General features: G+C 50.2%; 20 protein-coding genes. All 20 read left to right on the top strand.

The genetic code is table 11. The features are described from left to right. Positions 1 to 11 precede the first annotated feature (11 nt). The 20 genes from fliF to flhB all read left to right on the top strand — a co-directional run bounded on the left by fliF (position 12) and on the right by flhB (position 16,378). The gene (fliF, locus tag RB297_RS09470; RefSeq protein WP_009594716.1) at positions 12 to 1,592 is read left to right on the top strand and encodes a flagellar basal-body MS-ring/collar protein FliF; all 1,581 of its coding nucleotides are present in this window, start codon (positions 12 to 14) and stop codon (positions 1,590 to 1,592) included. 11 nt (positions 1,593 to 1,603) lie between these two features. Then, on the top strand, positions 1,604 to 2,620 hold the full coding sequence (fliG, locus tag RB297_RS09465) for a flagellar motor switch protein FliG (RefSeq protein WP_015736330.1): 1,017 nt from the start codon (positions 1,604 to 1,606) through the stop codon (positions 2,618 to 2,620). Next, a complete protein-coding gene (locus tag RB297_RS09460) occupies positions 2,613 to 3,467 on the top strand; it encodes a FliH/SctL family protein (protein WP_277746393.1) in 855 nt (284 codons plus the stop codon). Before fliG ends, RB297_RS09460 begins: the two co-directional genes overlap by 8 nt. Further along, positions 3,451 to 4,770 carry a flagellar protein export ATPase FliI gene (gene fliI / locus RB297_RS09455; protein WP_009594717.1) on the top strand — a complete coding sequence of 440 codons (1,320 nt, stop codon included), beginning with the start codon at positions 3,451 to 3,453 and terminating at the stop codon, positions 4,768 to 4,770. The genes RB297_RS09460 and fliI overlap by 17 nt, the downstream gene beginning before the upstream one ends. A 9-nt stretch (positions 4,771 to 4,779) precedes the next feature. Further along, the gene (gene fliJ / locus RB297_RS09450) at positions 4,780 to 5,223 is read left to right on the top strand and encodes a flagellar export protein FliJ (RefSeq protein WP_009594763.1); all 444 of its coding nucleotides are present in this window, start codon (positions 4,780 to 4,782) and stop codon (positions 5,221 to 5,223) included. Positions 5,224 to 5,261: 38 nt separating this feature from the next. After that, the gene (locus RB297_RS09445) at positions 5,262 to 6,194 is read left to right on the top strand and encodes a MotE family protein (RefSeq protein WP_096774514.1); all 933 of its coding nucleotides are present in this window, start codon (positions 5,262 to 5,264) and stop codon (positions 6,192 to 6,194) included. Positions 6,195 to 6,240: 46 nt separating this feature from the next. Further along, positions 6,241 to 7,590, top strand: a complete 1,350-nt coding sequence (locus tag RB297_RS09440) for a flagellar hook-length control protein FliK (protein ID WP_096774513.1) — start codon at positions 6,241 to 6,243, stop codon at positions 7,588 to 7,590. Positions 7,591 to 7,610: 20 nt separating this feature from the next. Next, complete coding sequence (locus tag RB297_RS09435) at positions 7,611 to 8,171, top strand: flagellar hook capping FlgD N-terminal domain-containing protein (RefSeq protein ID WP_090908200.1); 561 nt, start codon at positions 7,611 to 7,613, stop codon at positions 8,169 to 8,171. After that, complete coding sequence (locus RB297_RS09430; protein ID WP_090908201.1) at positions 8,168 to 8,557, top strand: TIGR02530 family flagellar biosynthesis protein; 390 nt, start codon at positions 8,168 to 8,170, stop codon at positions 8,555 to 8,557. Before RB297_RS09435 ends, RB297_RS09430 begins: the two co-directional genes overlap by 4 nt. A gap of 74 nt (positions 8,558 to 8,631) precedes the next feature. Continuing rightward, positions 8,632 to 9,456: a flagellar hook-basal body complex protein gene (locus tag RB297_RS09425; RefSeq protein WP_090908202.1), complete on the top strand. Its 825-nt coding sequence runs from the start codon at positions 8,632 to 8,634 to the stop codon at positions 9,454 to 9,456. Between the two features lie 51 nt (positions 9,457 to 9,507). After that, complete coding sequence (locus RB297_RS09420) at positions 9,508 to 9,732, top strand: flagellar FlbD family protein (RefSeq protein ID WP_009594749.1); 225 nt, start codon at positions 9,508 to 9,510, stop codon at positions 9,730 to 9,732. Beyond that, positions 9,729 to 10,193 carry a flagellar basal body-associated FliL family protein gene (locus RB297_RS09415; protein WP_009594755.1) on the top strand — a complete coding sequence of 155 codons (465 nt, stop codon included), beginning with the start codon at positions 9,729 to 9,731 and terminating at the stop codon, positions 10,191 to 10,193. Before RB297_RS09420 ends, RB297_RS09415 begins: the two co-directional genes overlap by 4 nt. Positions 10,194 to 10,228: 35 nt before the next feature. Beyond that, positions 10,229 to 11,227: a flagellar motor switch protein FliM gene (fliM, locus tag RB297_RS09410; protein WP_009594751.1), complete on the top strand. Its 999-nt coding sequence runs from the start codon at positions 10,229 to 10,231 to the stop codon at positions 11,225 to 11,227. Beyond that, positions 11,217 to 12,479, top strand: a complete 1,263-nt coding sequence (gene fliY / locus RB297_RS09405) for a flagellar motor switch phosphatase FliY (RefSeq protein WP_192571276.1) — start codon at positions 11,217 to 11,219, stop codon at positions 12,477 to 12,479. The genes fliM and fliY overlap by 11 nt, the downstream gene beginning before the upstream one ends. Before the next feature lie 29 nt (positions 12,480 to 12,508). Continuing rightward, positions 12,509 to 12,874 carry a response regulator gene (locus RB297_RS09400; RefSeq protein WP_006211317.1) on the top strand — a complete coding sequence of 122 codons (366 nt, stop codon included), beginning with the start codon at positions 12,509 to 12,511 and terminating at the stop codon, positions 12,872 to 12,874. An 11-nt stretch (positions 12,875 to 12,885) separates the two neighbouring features. Beyond that, the gene (locus tag RB297_RS09395; RefSeq protein ID WP_015736321.1) at positions 12,886 to 13,410 is read left to right on the top strand and encodes a flagellar biosynthetic protein FliO; all 525 of its coding nucleotides are present in this window, start codon (positions 12,886 to 12,888) and stop codon (positions 13,408 to 13,410) included. Then, positions 13,407 to 14,159 (top strand): flagellar type III secretion system pore protein FliP, encoded by a 753-nt coding sequence (fliP, locus tag RB297_RS09390; protein ID WP_009594726.1) that lies wholly within the window; start codon positions 13,407 to 13,409, stop codon positions 14,157 to 14,159. The genes RB297_RS09395 and fliP overlap by 4 nt, the downstream gene beginning before the upstream one ends. A gap of 40 nt (positions 14,160 to 14,199) precedes the next feature. Then, the gene (gene fliQ, locus RB297_RS09385) at positions 14,200 to 14,469 is read left to right on the top strand and encodes a flagellar biosynthesis protein FliQ (RefSeq protein WP_009594725.1); all 270 of its coding nucleotides are present in this window, start codon (positions 14,200 to 14,202) and stop codon (positions 14,467 to 14,469) included. An 11-nt stretch (positions 14,470 to 14,480) separates the two neighbouring features. Then, positions 14,481 to 15,269, top strand: a complete 789-nt coding sequence (gene fliR, locus RB297_RS09380) for a flagellar biosynthetic protein FliR (protein WP_015736320.1) — start codon at positions 14,481 to 14,483, stop codon at positions 15,267 to 15,269. A gap of 20 nt (positions 15,270 to 15,289) precedes the next feature. Further along, complete coding sequence (gene flhB, locus RB297_RS09375; protein WP_192571278.1) at positions 15,290 to 16,378, top strand: flagellar biosynthesis protein FlhB; 1,089 nt, start codon at positions 15,290 to 15,292, stop codon at positions 16,376 to 16,378. The last annotated feature ends 7 nt before the right edge of the window (positions 16,379 to 16,385 follow it).

Raw genomic sequence — 16,385 nt, 5'->3', positions numbered from 1 at the left:
GGGGTGACAATGTGAACGAGAGAATTACCCAATATCGGGAGAGAATGACCCAGTATTGGAACCAATTCAGCAACAAACAAAAAATAATGTTAATCGCTACCGTAGCATTTGTTCTAATTGCTCTAGTCGTACTAACGATGCAGTTCTCTAAGACGAAGTATGAAGTAGCGTTCCGGGATCTGAATTCCAGCGACGCCGCAGGCATCATCAGCCACCTGGAGACCCAGGGGATTTCCTACAAGCTGAGCGAGGACGGCAGAAGCATTCTGGTTCCGAGCACAAGCGCAGCTAAAGTCCAGATCGATGTAGGATCACAAGGACTGGTGCAGAACGGCACGATCGGATTCGAAACCTTCGAAAAGAATGCGTCAGCCATCGGGATGACGGATAACGAATTCGAAGTGAAATATGTAAATGCACTGAACGGCGAAGTCGAACGGCTGCTGGAGAAGATGCAGGGCGTTCAGGACGCAACGGTATTATTGAACCTGCCTAAAGAAAGTGTGTTCGCGAAAAACGGAAACGAAGATCAGGCCAGCGCTTCCGTGGTTGTACAGTTTAAACCGGGCTATCGTCCTAATCAGGAAGTCATAGACGGTTACTACAACCTCGTGAAAACGGCCATTCCCAATTTGCCGATCGAGAACATTACGATCACCAATGACGAAGTCGAGCTGCTCGCAACAGCTAAAGGCGGTCAAGGCGGATTAATCGGCAAGGTGGAAGAAAATTTCGCGCTTCAGAAAAAATTCGAAAACGACGTAAGGCAAAATGTCCAGCAATTCCTCTCGCAATACATGGGTTCGAATAAAGTCAATGTTCTTGTAGCTTCCAAACTGAACTTTGATCAGGTGCAAAGCAAGGAAAACATCGTAACCCCTGTGGATGAAGAAGAAATGAAGGGGATTGAGCTCAGCGTTCAGGAGATCCAGAAGAACTATTCGGGAACCGGCAGTCCTACAGGCGGCGTGGCCGGCGTAGGCGAAGAGGCAGTTCCGGGATATCCAAGCGATTCTGGAAGCGGAGAAACGAATTCGGAAGAGCTCTCCAAAACCGTTAACTATGAGGTTAACCGGATTACGAAGGATATCATTGCAAGTCCATATACTGTTAAAGATTTAACCATAAATGTCTCGGTTGAACCACCTGCCGGGCAACAAACTTTGGATGATGCCACAAGAACGGCTATTCAGAACATCCTGGTCAATATTGTAAGAGCATCGCTTTCGGATTCAGACTCTACTTATACAGACGCTGATTTGTCCAAAAAAGTTTCGGTTATTTCGCAGGTATTTAATGTAAATGCGGATGAAAATCCGAAATCCGTATTTTCACAGCCTGTATTATGGGGAATCGGTATCGCTGCGTTGGCATTGATTGCGGGAGGAACCTATTTCTTCATCCGCAGACGCAGACAGCAGCAGGAGGAGCTTGAAGAGGACATTCAGCTTCCGCCCGTTACGGAATTCCCGTCGATTAATCTCGAAAGCATAACCAATGAAAGCCAGGTTCGTAAGCAGCTCGAAACCTTGGCGAAGAAGAAGCCAGATGAATTCGTGAATTTACTTCGCACATGGCTAGCTGAGGAATAGAGGTGGAAGCATTGGCTAAGGGAAATAACCAAATGTTAAGCGGACGTCAAAAAGCGGCTATACTGCTCATTACACTTGGCCCGGAAGTGTCTGCTCAAATATTTAAGCATCTTCGAGATGAAGAAATCGAACAATTAACGCTCGAGATTGCGAATGTTCGCAAAGTCGACAGCGTCGAGAAAGATAGCATTATTCAGGAGTTCCATCAAATTTGCCTGGCCCAGGAATACATCTCGCAGGGCGGCATCAATTACGCGAAGGAGATTTTGGAGAAGGCGCTTGGACAGCAAAAAGCGATGGAAGTGATCAACAGGCTGACGGCAACGCTTCAAGTAAGACCGTTTGACTTCGCCCGTAAAGCGGATCCGAGCCAAATCCTGAACTTTATCCAGAATGAGAATGCCCAGACCATCGCTCTCGTATTGTCTTATCTTCAATACGAGCAGGCATCCGCGATCCTGTCTTCGCTCCCGCAAGAGAAGCAGGCGGAAGTTGCGCGCAGGGTTGCAGTCATGGACAGTACCTCGCCGGAAGTCATCGCTCAGGTGGAGCGCGTGCTGGAACAGAAGCTGTCGGCTACGGTGACGCAGGATTACACCAGTGCGGGCGGCATCGAGTCCATCGTTCAAATTCTGAACGGCGTAGACCGCGGAACGGAACGGACGATCCTCGACTCCCTGGAAATCCAGGATCCCGAGCTTGCGGAAGAAATCAAGAAGCGGATGTTTGTGTTCGAAGACATCGTCAACGTGGACAACCGTTCGATACAGCGCATCATCCGCGACGTCGAGAACGCGGACCTGCAGCTTGCGCTCAAGGTGGCAAGCGAAGAGGTGCGGGACGTTATTTTCCGCAATATGTCCAAGCGGATGGCCGAAACCTTCCGCGAAGAAATGGAATATATGGGACCGGTGCGGCTGCGTGACGTGGAGGAAGCCCAGACTCGGATCGTAAGCACGATCCGGAGACTCGAAGAAGCGGGCGAGGTTATTATTGCCCGCGGCGGAGGAGATGACATCATTGTCTAACTTGATCAAATCGTCCCACTATAAACCGATGGATGTGTTGAAAGAGTTGGATCTTGCTCGTCGTTACGCTTCGCCAACCGAGGAAACGGTGGAGGAGCCTGCACCGCCGACGGCCGAGCCGGCCGCTGTACAAACGCTGGCTGAAGCCGAACGTTTGAAACATGAAATGCTGAAGGACGCTCAAGAGTTTGCCGAGAGGCAAATCCGGGAGGCCTCGGAAGAGGCGCAGCGTCTGTTGACCGAAGCGCAGGAGCAGATTGAGGCTTGGTGGACAGAAAGAAGGCTTCAAGATGAGGATTTGTCCGAAACGCTGAAAATGGAAGGTTTTAATCAAGGATATGCGGAGGGCTCTGCCAAGGCGGAGCTTGAGATGAAGGAACTGATGGAGCAGGCGACGCTGCAAGCGAGCGAGCTGCTTCAGCTCGCGCACCAAGCCAAGGAAGATCTGATCCAGGAAGCGGAGCCGTTTTTGGTGGAGCTCAGCTGCAGCATTGCGGAGAAGGTGCTGGATCGTCAGCTTACGATCGAACCGGAATTCACGCTGGAGCTGATTCGAAAGAACCTGGCGCGCAAGCGGGAAAAAGGAATCATTTCCCTCTGCGTAGCTCCCGATCAGTTCGAATTCGTAAACGCCGCGCGGGAAGAGCTCGGATTATCGATCGACTCCCAGGCGGAGCTTCAAATTTTGCCGGACTCCACGGTTAAGGATCGCGGCTGCGTCATCCGTTCTTCCTTCGGAAGCGTGGATGCACGCATCGATACACAGCTGGCCGAGATCAAAAAAGAACTCGTACGGATCGCCCTTGATGTCGAGGAACGGAGAAATCAAGATGAAGAAGCTGAATAGCGCCCGGTACATGGACCATCTGAAACATCTGGATCCCGTCCGCATCAACGGCAAGGTTACGCAGGTCATCGGATTGATGGTGGAGTCCGAAGGGCCGGATGCCAGCATCGGCGACGTTTGCTACATCTATCCCACGAAGCAATCCAAGCCGCTCAAGGCGGAGGTCGTGGGTTTCAGAGATAATAAAGTGCTGCTGATGCCTCTCGGCGAGCTTCACTCCATTGGCCCGGGCTGCGATGTAGTGGGCACAGGCAAACCGCTGAGCGTGCAGGTCGGTTCGGAACTGCTTGGCAAAGTGCTGGACGGATTGGGACAACCGCTCGACGGATCCATTATTCCGGCACGCATGCCGCATTATTCCACCCATAACGTACCGCAGAACCCGCTTAATCGGCCCAGGGTTCAGGAGCCGATCAGCATCGGCGTCCGGGCGATTGACGGATTGCTCTCCATCGGCAAAGGCCAGCGTGTCGGCATATTCGCCGGCTCCGGCGTCGGGAAGAGTACCTTGATGGGAATGATCGCACGCAACACCTCTGCCGATGTCAATGTCATTGCCTTGATCGGTGAACGGGGACGAGAGGTGCTTGATTTCATCGAGCGGGACCTGGGTCCCGAAGGGTTGAAACGGTCCGTTGTGATCGTGGCCACCTCGGATCAACCGGCGCTCATCCGCATTAAGGGAGCCTTGATCGCCACCACGATCGCCGAATATTTCAGGGATCGCGGCCTGAACGTGATGCTGATGATGGATTCGGTTACCCGTTATGCGATGGCGCAGCGCGAAGTCGGGCTTGCCGTAGGGGAACCGCCGGCGATGCGCGGTTACACTCCGTCGGTATTTGCCAGTCTGCCGAAGCTTCTGGAACGCGCAGGCACGGGTCCGACGGGTTCTATCACCGCTTTTTACACGGTGCTGGTTGACGGCGACGACATGAACGAACCGATCGCGGACGCGGTCAGGGGGATATTGGATGGTCACATCGTCCTCAACCGGAATATCGCGAACAAAGGTCATTTTCCCGCGATCGACGTGCTGGCCAGCATTAGCCGGGTCATGAAAGACATCTCGCCTGAGGAACAAATCGATGCCTCCGAGAACGTAAAGCGTTTGATGGCGATCTACAAGGACTCGGAGGATTTGATCAATATCGGAGCTTACCAACAGGGCTCGAATGCCGACATCGATGAATCGATCGAATACATCGGCCGAATCTGGGATTTTACGAAACAAAAAGTGAATGAGAAGACCACATTGGATGAGGTTCAGGAACGTTTGATTTCCGAGTTTTCAAGGAGATGACTTTGAAGAATGAAATTTCATTATGCATTCCAGAAAATCGTAGACCTGAAAAGCAACGAGAAAACGCAAGCGGAATGGATGCTGTCAAGCGCCATCGGGAAGTTGCAGGCGGAAGAGAAAAGCCTGAATGAGCTGTATGAGATGCGGGATCAAATGTACCGCGCTCAGCAGGAAGCGGCGTCGCGGTGCGTGCCTGTCGCAGAAATCCGAAACATTCAGGTCTATGCAGAGCACCTGGAAGAATGCATTGAACGGAAACGGGATGACATACGGATCGCCCATGTCAATGTAACGAAGAAACAAAAGGTATTATCCGACAAAATGCTTGACGAAAAAGTGTGGCTGAAGGCAAGAGACAAATCCCAAGAAAAGTTCCGGCATGAAAGTCTCCTTCGGGAACAAAACGAGCTGGACGAAATGGCGACGGTACGTTTTGCGATCAGAGCCCGTTAAGGTTTGCAAACACCGGTGGGTATGACCGCGAGGGAGGAATGAGTGTGGCACGAAAAGACATGCCGCTTGATAAGGAAGAATCAGGCGGTGGATTTGAACGGATATTGTTGATTTTGGTACCTGCTATATTCACGATCGTTCTGCTCGGAGCGCTCGCCGTATTTTTCAGAGCCGATGTCCGGGATGGGCTGCTCGAAGTAGCCAATAAAATTCCGATCGTTAAGAACTGGGTCCCTGACCCGGTGTTGACCCCGGAAGAGCAGAAGCTCAAAGAGGCGAAGCAGCAGGAAGAAAGCGCAGAAGCGACGATCGTGGAACTTAAGAAGCAGCTTGCCGAGAAAGAAGAAACGTTAAACGAAGTAACGGAGCAAAAAGCAACGCAGGAAAACAAGGTGAAAGAGCTGGAAACCCAAATAGAATCGATGCAAAGCACATCCACGGACGGCGAGGCGGAAGAGGAAGACGCGTACACCAAGCAGATTCGTGAGCTGTCCAAGCTTTATGCGGACATGAGTCCCAGCAAAGCCGCACCGATCATGCAGAACCTGACGCTGGAAGAAATGGTGCTAATGCTGAGCCAAATGAAGAGCAGCAACCGGGTTGCGATCCTTCAGAAGATGGATCCGAAAACGGCGGCGGATGCAACCATGATGCTGAAAGACGCGGAGACCTCCGAAGATCTGGCCATTGCCGCTTTGCAATCCAGGCTGAAGAAGAACGACGCGGAGGCTGCGCAGAAGAAAACCTCCGAGAACCTGGATAAAAGCCAGCTGAATCAGACTTTTGCCGGAATGACGCCTGCCAACGCCGCGGACCTGCTGATGCAAACGTACAAGATCAGCCCCGCGAAAACGATGACCATTCTAAATACGGTGGACGATGCTACGCGTTCGCGAATTTTAAATGCGATGTCCTCGAAAGACGCGGAGCTGGCAGCTAAAATATTGAATCGCCTGATGGGCTCTAAATAAGCTCTGAAATGAATCTCCATCCTCAGGAAAGGAGGTGAAATAGACGATGACAATAACGGTACAAAGCAGTATGTCTTCTTCCGTCAGCAGTACCGCGGGAAGCGGAAAGACCAGCGCAGCCGGTCAAGCGACAGCGGGTGTTTCCTTTGATGCGACGCTGACTTACCAGATGAACGGCAGCGGCAGCGGCGCTGCAACAACTTCAACAGAAGTCGCGGCCAAGCTGGAATCCCTGCTTGCGCAGTATTCAGCGGAAACCGACGAATCGCTTGAAGGCTTAATGAAGCTGCTTCAAGGATTGCTGCAGGAGCTAGATACCATGGACCAGGCGTTAGAAGAGGATCCATCCTTATTGCAAGAGCTGCAAAACTGGCTGACGCAAGCGAACCTTCTGTTGAGCGGAACAGCTCCTCAAGCCCAAGGTAACGCGGACGGCAATGAGATGTCGCCATTGGCTTCCCATCCGGAAACGATTCGGTTTGCGGTACAGGACACGATCAGCCAGCTGGCTTCGATGCTATCCAAATCGGGTCAGGTAGACCTCCAGACGGAGGCAGCCGTCAAACAGCTTGTCCAGTCCTTCCAAAGTTTGCTTGGTCAAGGAACGGGGACTGGAGAAAGTAAAGCAAGTGGCAGTTTTGCCAACATCCTAAGCCAAAAGCAGCCGGATGCGGTACAGCCTAACATTGCAGCGAATACTGCAGCAGGACAGTCGGCTTCATCTGAGACAACGGGGCAAGCGAACGCTAAATGGTCTGCTCTGGCCACAAGCACCCCGGTTGACGGCACAGCAGCTGAATTCGCCTTAAACGAAGGGGATTCGCTATTAGAGCAAGGAACGGTTACTGCCGGTCAGCTGGCCCTGCGTTCCGGAACCCAAGTTGCGGTAAAACCTGCGGCTCCGCCGGTTCCTGTTGAGAATTTCTCTAACGAAATGACTTCCTTCATTATTAATAAGCTCGAAATCGTGAAGCAAACCGGATTTACCGAAGCGAGAATCTCCTTGAATCCGGAGCATCTGGGCCAAGTCGACATCAAGCTAACGATGCAGAACGGCCAGTTGATCGCACAGTTCATGACGCGATCGACGGATGCTAAAGAACTGATTGACCAGCAAATGGCACAGCTTCGAAGCGCATTGATGGCCCAAGGACTTCAAGTCGAGAAAATTGAAGTTACGCAGAGCAGCCAACCATCCAATGCCAATCTTTATCAGGATGGGCGTCAGCCTGGATCAGGACAGCAGCAGCCGCAGCACCGTTCGAAGGAGAAGGATAGGCCTTCCGACGATGCCGTTCTTGCCGCGAATTTGACGGAAGAATTGAACGATTGGATTGCCGAGCATCAAGCCGACGATGAGAACTTGAAAGCAGGAACATTTACCGCGAAAGCCTAACAGTGAGGAGGTGAGCTTGGATGGCAACAAATCCGGTATCTACGAAAAATATGTGGCCCAATTATGCCAAAGGGAACGTCAGCAGTAAAAAAGAAAACGGCCAAGAGCTTGGGAAGGACCAGTTCTTAAGCATTCTGATTACGCAATTGCGGCATCAGGATCCGCTTCAGCCGATGCAGGACCGGGAATTTATTGCCCAAATGGCCCAGTTTACTTCCCTGGAGCAGCTAATGAATATCAATACTCAATTGACGGCAATGAGCCAGTCTTTGGGTGCTGCTTCAAGTTTGATCGGTAAACAGATCAGCTGGTTGTTCAAACCGGAGGATGGCTCGGATTCCGTCATGAAGAGCGGTCTTGTGGATTCCATCATCGTCCGCGAAGGCGTCCATTACGCCAAAGTCGGTGAAAGTGAAGTATCGCTTGACCAGATCGTGAAAATCGAGAACGCTATAGCCCAGAATGATCCAGGAGCAACGGATCCCGTTCCTTCCGAACCTGAAGCAGGCGATCCGGATTCGGGAGAGCCCGAAACCGGAGACGTGGAACAAGGTGAAGAGCCTGGGGGGACAGCGCCATGAGTGACCGCATGATGATAGGCCATCTATACCCTGGAAAAATACATCCCGCAGCTCTTCATAATGAGCGAAAGATAGGACAAGCTCAGGCTAATCCACCAGCCGGGACGTTCCAGGAACTTTTAAATGAGAATCTGCTTAAAATTAGCAATCATGCGGCGAAGAGACTTCAGCAGCGCGGGATTGAATTAAAGGGTGATCAGCTTGCGCAGATCCAGAGCGCGGTGGACAAAGCTGCTGCGAAGGGGAGTAAGGAATCGCTCATTCTGATGAAGGATATGGCTCTCATTGTAAATATTGCGAATCGGACCGTGGTCACTGCGATGGATGGCAAGGCCATGAAGGACAACGTATTCACGCAAATTGATAGTGCAGTTATTATCTCATAAATCTGGCTGGCCCGTGAGGAAGCCAGGCGGCCGCTGATCGACAGAAGCGGTCCATAACAAAAGGAGGAAAATCGATGTTAAGATCCATGTATTCCGGTATTTCCGGAATGAGAGGTTTCCAAACCAAGCTTGATGTTATCGGTAATAACATTGCCAACGTAAACACGGTTGGGTTTAAAGCGGGACGGGTGATGTTTAAAGACGTTCTAAGTCAAACGATGTCCGGTGTTACGCCAGGAACTGACGATCCATCCGGCGGCGTAAATGCGAAGCAGGTCGGTCTTGGTGTATCGATCGGTTCGATTGATACGATGCATACCCCAGGCAGCGCGATGATTTCTCCGAACCCAACGGACCTGAGAATTGACGGAGACGGATTCTTCATGGTGAAGCTCAGCGAGGATCAAGAAGTGCCTTTCTTGACTCGTGCCGGCGACTTTCATATCGACGTAGCGCGTAACCTGGTCACTTCGGACGGTATGCTCGTTCTCGATTCGGCGGGTGATCCGATCCAGCTGGACGAAGAGGTTACGGCATTCACAATCGCGCAGAATGGCGCCATTATTCAGAAGATGAGTGACGGAACGACGGAAGAAGGAGCCATTATCGGCGTTGCGAAAATTCCGAATCCGGAAGGCCTTGAAAAAATCGGAGGCAATATGTATCGCGTGACCCTGAATGCAGTTCCGGACGGCGATCTGGCTGCCGTCATGTTTGAAGGGAACAACGCGGAAGAAGGAACCGGTGCGATTATTGCCGGTCAGCTTGAAATGTCCAACGTTGACTTGACAGGCGAATTTTCTGAAATGATCGTCGCTCAGCGCGGCTTCCAAGCTAACTCCCGGATCATCACGACTTCGGATGAAGTGCTTCAAGAAGTTGTCAATCTGAAACGATAAGGATGGATAGGGAGGGGCCTTCCCCTCCCTAATTAAACAAGGAGGCTATCCATGATATCGGTAACGAGGTTAAATGGTTCGCAGTTGTGGCTTAACGCGCTGTTGATAGAAATGGTTGAGGAGACTCCTGACACCTACATTACTTTGATTAATGGAAAGCGAATGATTGTGCTTGAAAGTGCAAATGAAATCATCGCTTCCGTTAAGGCGTATCACCACGAGGTAGGCATTCATCAAGCCACCATTAAAGTGCAGCAATTGGAGGAACCTTCATGAAAAAGATGCTCCCCTGGTTAATTACGATCCTGTTATCGATTACGCTGATTGTCCTGGCCATCTTCCTGTTGTCGGACAAGCTGCTTGGCGATAACGGAAAAAGTCAGGCTTCGGCCAATGCCGCGGCTTTATCCAAGTTATCGGCCGACGAGATCGTAAAGATGACATCGGAAATAACCGGTATCAAGACGAATCTGGCAGATCCTGAATTTGTTGCCCAGATGGCCTTTGCTTTTCAGCTTAACGATAAAAAAGCAAAGGAAGAATTCGATAAAATCAAGGAAATCAAGATCAAACCAATTATTATCAAAACGCTGGCCGACACGAAACCCGAATTACTGAATGATTCCAAAGGGCGCGAACAGTTTATTGCCAAGCTGCAAAACCTGATCAATAAGTCGTTAACGTCCGGTCACTTGATTCAAATCGAAATGACAGAAGTAATGATCGTAGGTATCTAGACTGTTCGTCGGACGACCTGTAAGGGGGTGAGTAGATGGTTGATGTTTTATCGCAGAATGAGATCGATGCCTTATTGGCCGCTCTCTCTTCAGGGGAAATGGATGCTGAAGAACTGAAAAAAGAGGAAACGCAAAAGAAAATCCGTTCTTACGATTTTAAGAGGGCCCTCCGTTTTTCGAAGGATCATATTCGAAGCTTGACTCGGATCCACGAGAACTTTGCACGCTATTTGACGACCTACTTCTCGGCGCAGTTACGTACTTTTGTGCAAATCAACGTGGTGCAGGTTGAACAGCTTCCGTATGATGAATTTATTCGCTCCATACCAAAAATGACAGTTCTTAATATATTTGAAGCCGAACCGCTCGTAGGTCGGATGGTGCTTGAGGTCCATCCCAACATTGCCTACGCGATGCTGGACCGATTGCTTGGAGGCACGGGCATTGCTCCGTCTTCCATCAGTTCGATGACCGAAATCGAGACGATTATCATGGAGCGCATATTCAGCCGGGCGTTCGATAGCCTCCAGGAGGCATGGAAAACGGTGCTGGATATATCCCCGCGCCTCGAAGCATTGGAAACGAATCCGCAATTCATGCAGATCGTGTCTCCGAACGAAACCATTGCGCTAATATCCCTTAGCACAAAAATCGGCGATACCACGGGCATGATTAACCTGTGCATACCACATGTGGTGCTGGAGCCGATCATGTCCAAGCTGTCCGCGCATCAATGGTTCATCTCGGAGAAAAAAGCGAGCGTTCCGGAGGAAGTGGATGCTCTTAAACAGCGCGTAAGCAAAGCCAAGCTTCCGATCGTTGCCGAGCTGGGCGTTTCGCAGCTTACCGTGTCCGAGTTCTTAGGACTGAGCGTCGGCGACGTTATTTCGTTAAACAAGCCGATGCATGACGGACTATCCATCAAGGTCGGCGACAAATTAAAGTTTATTGGCAGTCCCGGAACGATAAAAGACCGGGTTGCTGTACAAATCGATGAAATTGTCATCGAAGGAGCTGAAGAATTTGACGAGTAAAGATTATTTATCCCAGGAAGAAATCGACGCTTTGTTAAAACAGTCGGAAATGGCATCACCAGCATCAATTCCTTCGGCGGCGACTGTCGATGACGTATTAACACCTCTGGAGCAGGACGCGCTGGGTGAGATCGGTAACATAACCTTCGGCAGCGCTGCAACCGCCCTGTCCACCTTGCTGGGCAAAAAAGTGGATATCACGACCCCCAGAGTTTCGATCATTAAGCGAAGCGAGTTCGAGGAAGAATTTCCGAAGCCGCATGTTGCGGTACACGTTAAGTACGTGGACGGATTTGAAGGAATTAATTCGCTGGTCATTAAGACACGCGATGCGCAGGTCATTGCCGATCTCATGTTAGGCGGGGAAGGCAACCCGGTGGAAGAGGAACTCAATGAGATTCATATCAGTGCCGTTCAGGAAGCGATGAACCAGATGATGGGGTCTTCCGCAACAAGCATGTCGACGATTTTCAACCGGTTTGTCAATATATCACCGCCGGGCATTGACATTCTCAACATGGCGAACGGGGAAGGGGTCAACAACCTGCCGCCGGATGAAACGCTGATTAAGATTTCTTTCCGATTAATTATCGGTGAACTTATTGATTCAACCATTATGCAGCTGCTGCCCGTTCATTTCTCCAAGGATATGGTTCACATGCTCATCAACGGGACAGAAGAACCGCAGCCTGCGAAGCAGGAAGCTGCTCCAGCGGTGGAAGCGCCGGCCAGTGCCCAGGAGTCGGCACAAGCACCGGTTAATCCGGCACAAACCCAAGACATGGGTCAAGGCTACGATTATGGACAAGGCTACGGTCAGCCTATGCCAGGACATGGCGGGCCCATCCCGCAGCAATCCATGCCATACGGTCAGCCGCAGATGCCTTACCAAGCACAGCCGCAACAGTATGGCGGCATGCCGAATCGCAATGTGAATGTACAGCCCGTGCAGTTCGCTAATCTGCAATCTGCACCGTACACCCAGGTGGATGAAAACAATCTGAACTTACTGATGGACATTCCCCTTAAAGTCACCGTAGAATTAGGGAGGACCCAAAAGCAAATTAAGGATATCCTGGAAATGTCGCAAGGTTCGATTATCGAGCTGGACAAGCTGGCCGGTGAGCCTGTTGACATCCTCGTCAATCATAAACTGATTGCCAAAGGCGAGGTCGTTGTCATCGATGAGAACTTTGGTGTGCGTGTGACGGATATCGTAAGCCAATGGGACCGGATTCAAAAATTACAATAGCACAAACATTTTAGGGAGGATTTTTATCAATGGCTAACCGAATTCTGATCGTGGACGATGCTGCATTTATGAGAATGATGATCCGTGACATATTGGTGAAGAACGGATTCGAGGTTGTGGGGGAAGCACAGGACGGTGCACAAGCAATCGAGAAATTTAAGGAACTTCGTCCAGATCTGATTACGATGGATATTACGATGCCGGAAATGGATGGTATCGCAGCGCTTAAAGAGATTAAAAAAGTAGATGCCAATGCCAAAGTAATTATGTGCTCTGCCATGGGTCAGCAAGCGATGGTTATTGACGCAATCCAAGCCGGAGCGAAAGACTTCATCGTTAAACCGTTCCAATCGGACAGAGTTATTGAAGCCATCAACAAGACGCTTGGCGTATAAGGATTCTTCTTATGATGATGGCAGCTTCTGACAGATTGGGCTCAAGTAGTACTACCGGGTATTATTTACAGTTGTTTTATGTCTTTATCGTACTTGCCATCATCATTGCGTTGATCGTGTTCCTGATTCGCTTTCTAGGCAGAAAGAATCAGAGCTGGATGCAGGGCCGCTCCATTCGTACTTTGGGTGCGGTTGGTATGGGCCCTAACAAATCCCTTCAGCTCGTCGAAATTGGGGGCAGCATCTATGTGATCGGAGTTGGCGAAGACGTCCGGTTGGTGGACAAAATTTCTGATCCGGCTGAAGTTGCGCTTATCCAAGCTGCATTTGAACAGGATTCTGGAATACATAATGGGGCACTGCCGCCTTTTATAACGAAATTGGCGGCAAAACTCCGTAAAGACAAACCACCGGAAGAAATGGAGTTGGACGATACATCTTCTTTCCATGAAGTGTTCGAATCCAAGCTGCGCAGCGTACCGAACCGGAAAGAAAAGGTCGAAGAATTGCTGCGGGAGGATCATAAGGATTCATGAATAAAAAGATCTCGTACGCTATCACGATTTTCATCATGTTTGGATTGTTGTTTTCCCATACGGCATTCGCGGATCCGATTCCGAACATTGATATTCAAATCGGTAATGAGGGAGATGCACCGGGGACAAGCTCCTTGTCCTTGATACTCCTGATCACCATTCTTAGTATTGCACCGGCGATTCTGGTGCTGATGACAAGTTTTACAAGGATTGTTATCGTGCTCGGCTTTGTCCGTACTTCGCTCGGAACACAGCAAACACCGCCAAACCAAGTGTTGATCGGCCTGGCGCTGTTCCTTACCTTGTTCGTTATGGCTCCCACGTTATCCTCGATGAACGAGGTCGCGCTGCAGCCCTACCTCAAAGGGGAGATCACTCAAGCGGAAGCACTGGATAAGGCTCAAGACCCGATGAAGAAGTTCATGTTCGCGCACACAAGGGAAAAGGACCTGCTGCTGTTCATGAATTACACCGGCGCGGAGAAACCCGAATCCTACGAGGACATTCCATTAACGGTTTTAGTTCCGGCATTTGCCATTAGCGAGCTGAAGACGGGTTTCCAAATGGGCTTTATGATCTTCATCCCGTTTCTGGTCATCGATATCGTGGTTGCCAGCGTGCTGATGGCAATGGGGATGATGATGCTGCCGCCGGTCATGATCTCGCTGCCATTCAAGATTCTGCTCTTTGTTTTGGTGGACGGCTGGTATCTGGTAGTGAAATCCATGCTGATGAGCTTTAACCCGTAGCAATAAGCGGCAAGCAATTCGAATACAGGGGGACTAAGCCGTGAGCGCTGAATTTATTATCGGTCTGGCAGGACAAGCGGTCTATATTGTGCTCCAGGTGAGCGCGCCGATGCTGGTTCTCGCACTGGTTGTGGGACTAATCATCAGTATTTTTCAAGCGACAACACAAATCCAGGAACAGACGCTGGCTTTCGTACCCAAAATCATCATCGTTCTTGTAGCGTTACTGCTGTTTGGTCCTTGGATATTAACGACGTTAGTGGATTTTACGCACGGTATTTTGGACAATCTCTACAAATATATCGGATAGGCTGAGTGTCCATGGAATGGTTGCAGCAAAGTTTACCAGTTTTCATGCTTATTTTTTGTCGAATAACATCTTTTTTTGTAATATCGCCAGTGTTTGCTTCGCGCGGCATACCTTCTTCTTACAAAATAGCCCTGTCGGCCATTATCGCCCTGATCGTCTATCTATCGTTCGGGCTCGGGGAAGTGGTTCCGCAAGATCTGTCTTACGCCATCTTAATCGTCCAGGAAGTGCTGGTGGGACTGCTTCTAGGTTTCACTGCTTATCTCATCATGGCTGTCGTCCAAACCGCCGGGGCATTAATTGATATTCAGATCGGTTTCAGCATGGCGAATGTCATCGACCCGTTTACGGGGACGTCCACCCCATTAATCGGGAACTTCAAGTATTATCTCGCTCTGCTGGTGTTCCTGAGCATGAATGGTCACCATTATTTGTTTGATGCGATTATGTACAGTTATGATTGGATCCCGATCACGGGTGACGTGTTTGGGAAGATACATGAGGGTAACGTAACGGATTTTCTCGTTCGGACCTTCTCGCACTCGTTTGTATTGGCAATTCAAATGGCGGCTCCGCTGGTGGCAGCCCTGTTCCTGACCGATGTCGGGCTTGGCTTTCTGGCAAGGACGGCTCCGCAGTTCAACGTGTTTGTCATCGGGATTATTATCAAAATCATCGTTGGGCTCGTGCTGCTGATGCTGCTCATGCCGATGCTGGTGTCCCTGTTTGATCATCTGTTTGCCAAAATGTTTGAAGCGCTCCGTGAGCTGCTCGGCGTTCTTGGCGACGAGCCGACTTAAGGAGGATGGAGGTGAAGCGGATGTCATACCGGTATCCGGTCGACTTACAGCTGTTCGCTGGCGAAAAGACGGAGAAAGCCACACCGAAGAAGCGCCAGGATACGCGTAAGAAGGGCCAAGTTGCCAAGAGCATGGAGGTATCGGGTGCATCGGTTTTGCTGGCGGCTTTCTTCTGCCTGTTAATCTTTGGCGGTTATATGAGGGACCGCACCGTTCGACTATTCACCGATATATACATTAATCGGCTCTCCATGAATGTAACGAAAGATAATGTGATGCAGCTGTTCGGAGAATATGGCGTTCAAATCTTGCTTCTGCTCGCGCCTTTGTTCATTTCGATTTTCGTTATAGCGCTGGTCGCTAATTATTTGCAGGTCGGGTTTATGTTAACCGGCGAGACGCTGAAAATGAAGTTCAGCAAAATCGACCCCATCAAGGGGTTCAAAAATATATTCTCGATGCGTTCATTGGTCGAGTTTTTGAAATCGGTCATCAAGTTGACCATTATCGGTTACCTCGTGTACAGCACCTTGTGGGCTGCCAGGGAGGATTTATCCTCCTTATCGACGATGGGACCCGATACCATCTTTCATTTCGTGGCCGATATCACCATGTCGCTCGGTTTTAAGATTGCCATCGGGCTGATCATTCTGGCCGTTCTGGATTACATGTATCAGAAATACGATTACGAGAAAAACATTCGGATGTCCAAGCAGGACATCAAAGACGAGTACAAAAAAATGGAAGGCGATCCGCTGATCAAAGGAAAGATCAGGGAGCGCCAGCGTCGGATGGCACTTCAGCGGATGATGCAGGAAGTTCCGAATGCCGACGTCATCATCACGAACCCGACCCACTTTGCAGTGGCGATCAAATATGACGGGTCCACGATGGAAGCTCCGCAAATCATTGCAAAAGGTCAAGATTTCATGGCCTTGCGGATTAAGGAAATCGCGAAGGAACACGGAATTATAACGATGGAAAACAAGCCGCTGGCACGCGCTTTGTACCAACGGTCGGAAATCGGGGATTCGATTCCGGGAGACCTGTTCCAGGCCGTAGCGGAAGTGCTGGCCTATGTATATAAACTAAAAGGTAAAGCGAAATAACTAGGGA

The organism is Paenibacillus sp. CR_12 (assembly GCF_041953985.1).
GTDB lineage: Bacteria > Bacillota > Bacilli > Paenibacillales > Paenibacillaceae > Paenibacillus_AQ > Paenibacillus_AQ lautus_A.
Note: the sequence above shows the minus strand (reverse complement) of the source record. Positions and strands in the feature narration are given on the sequence as shown.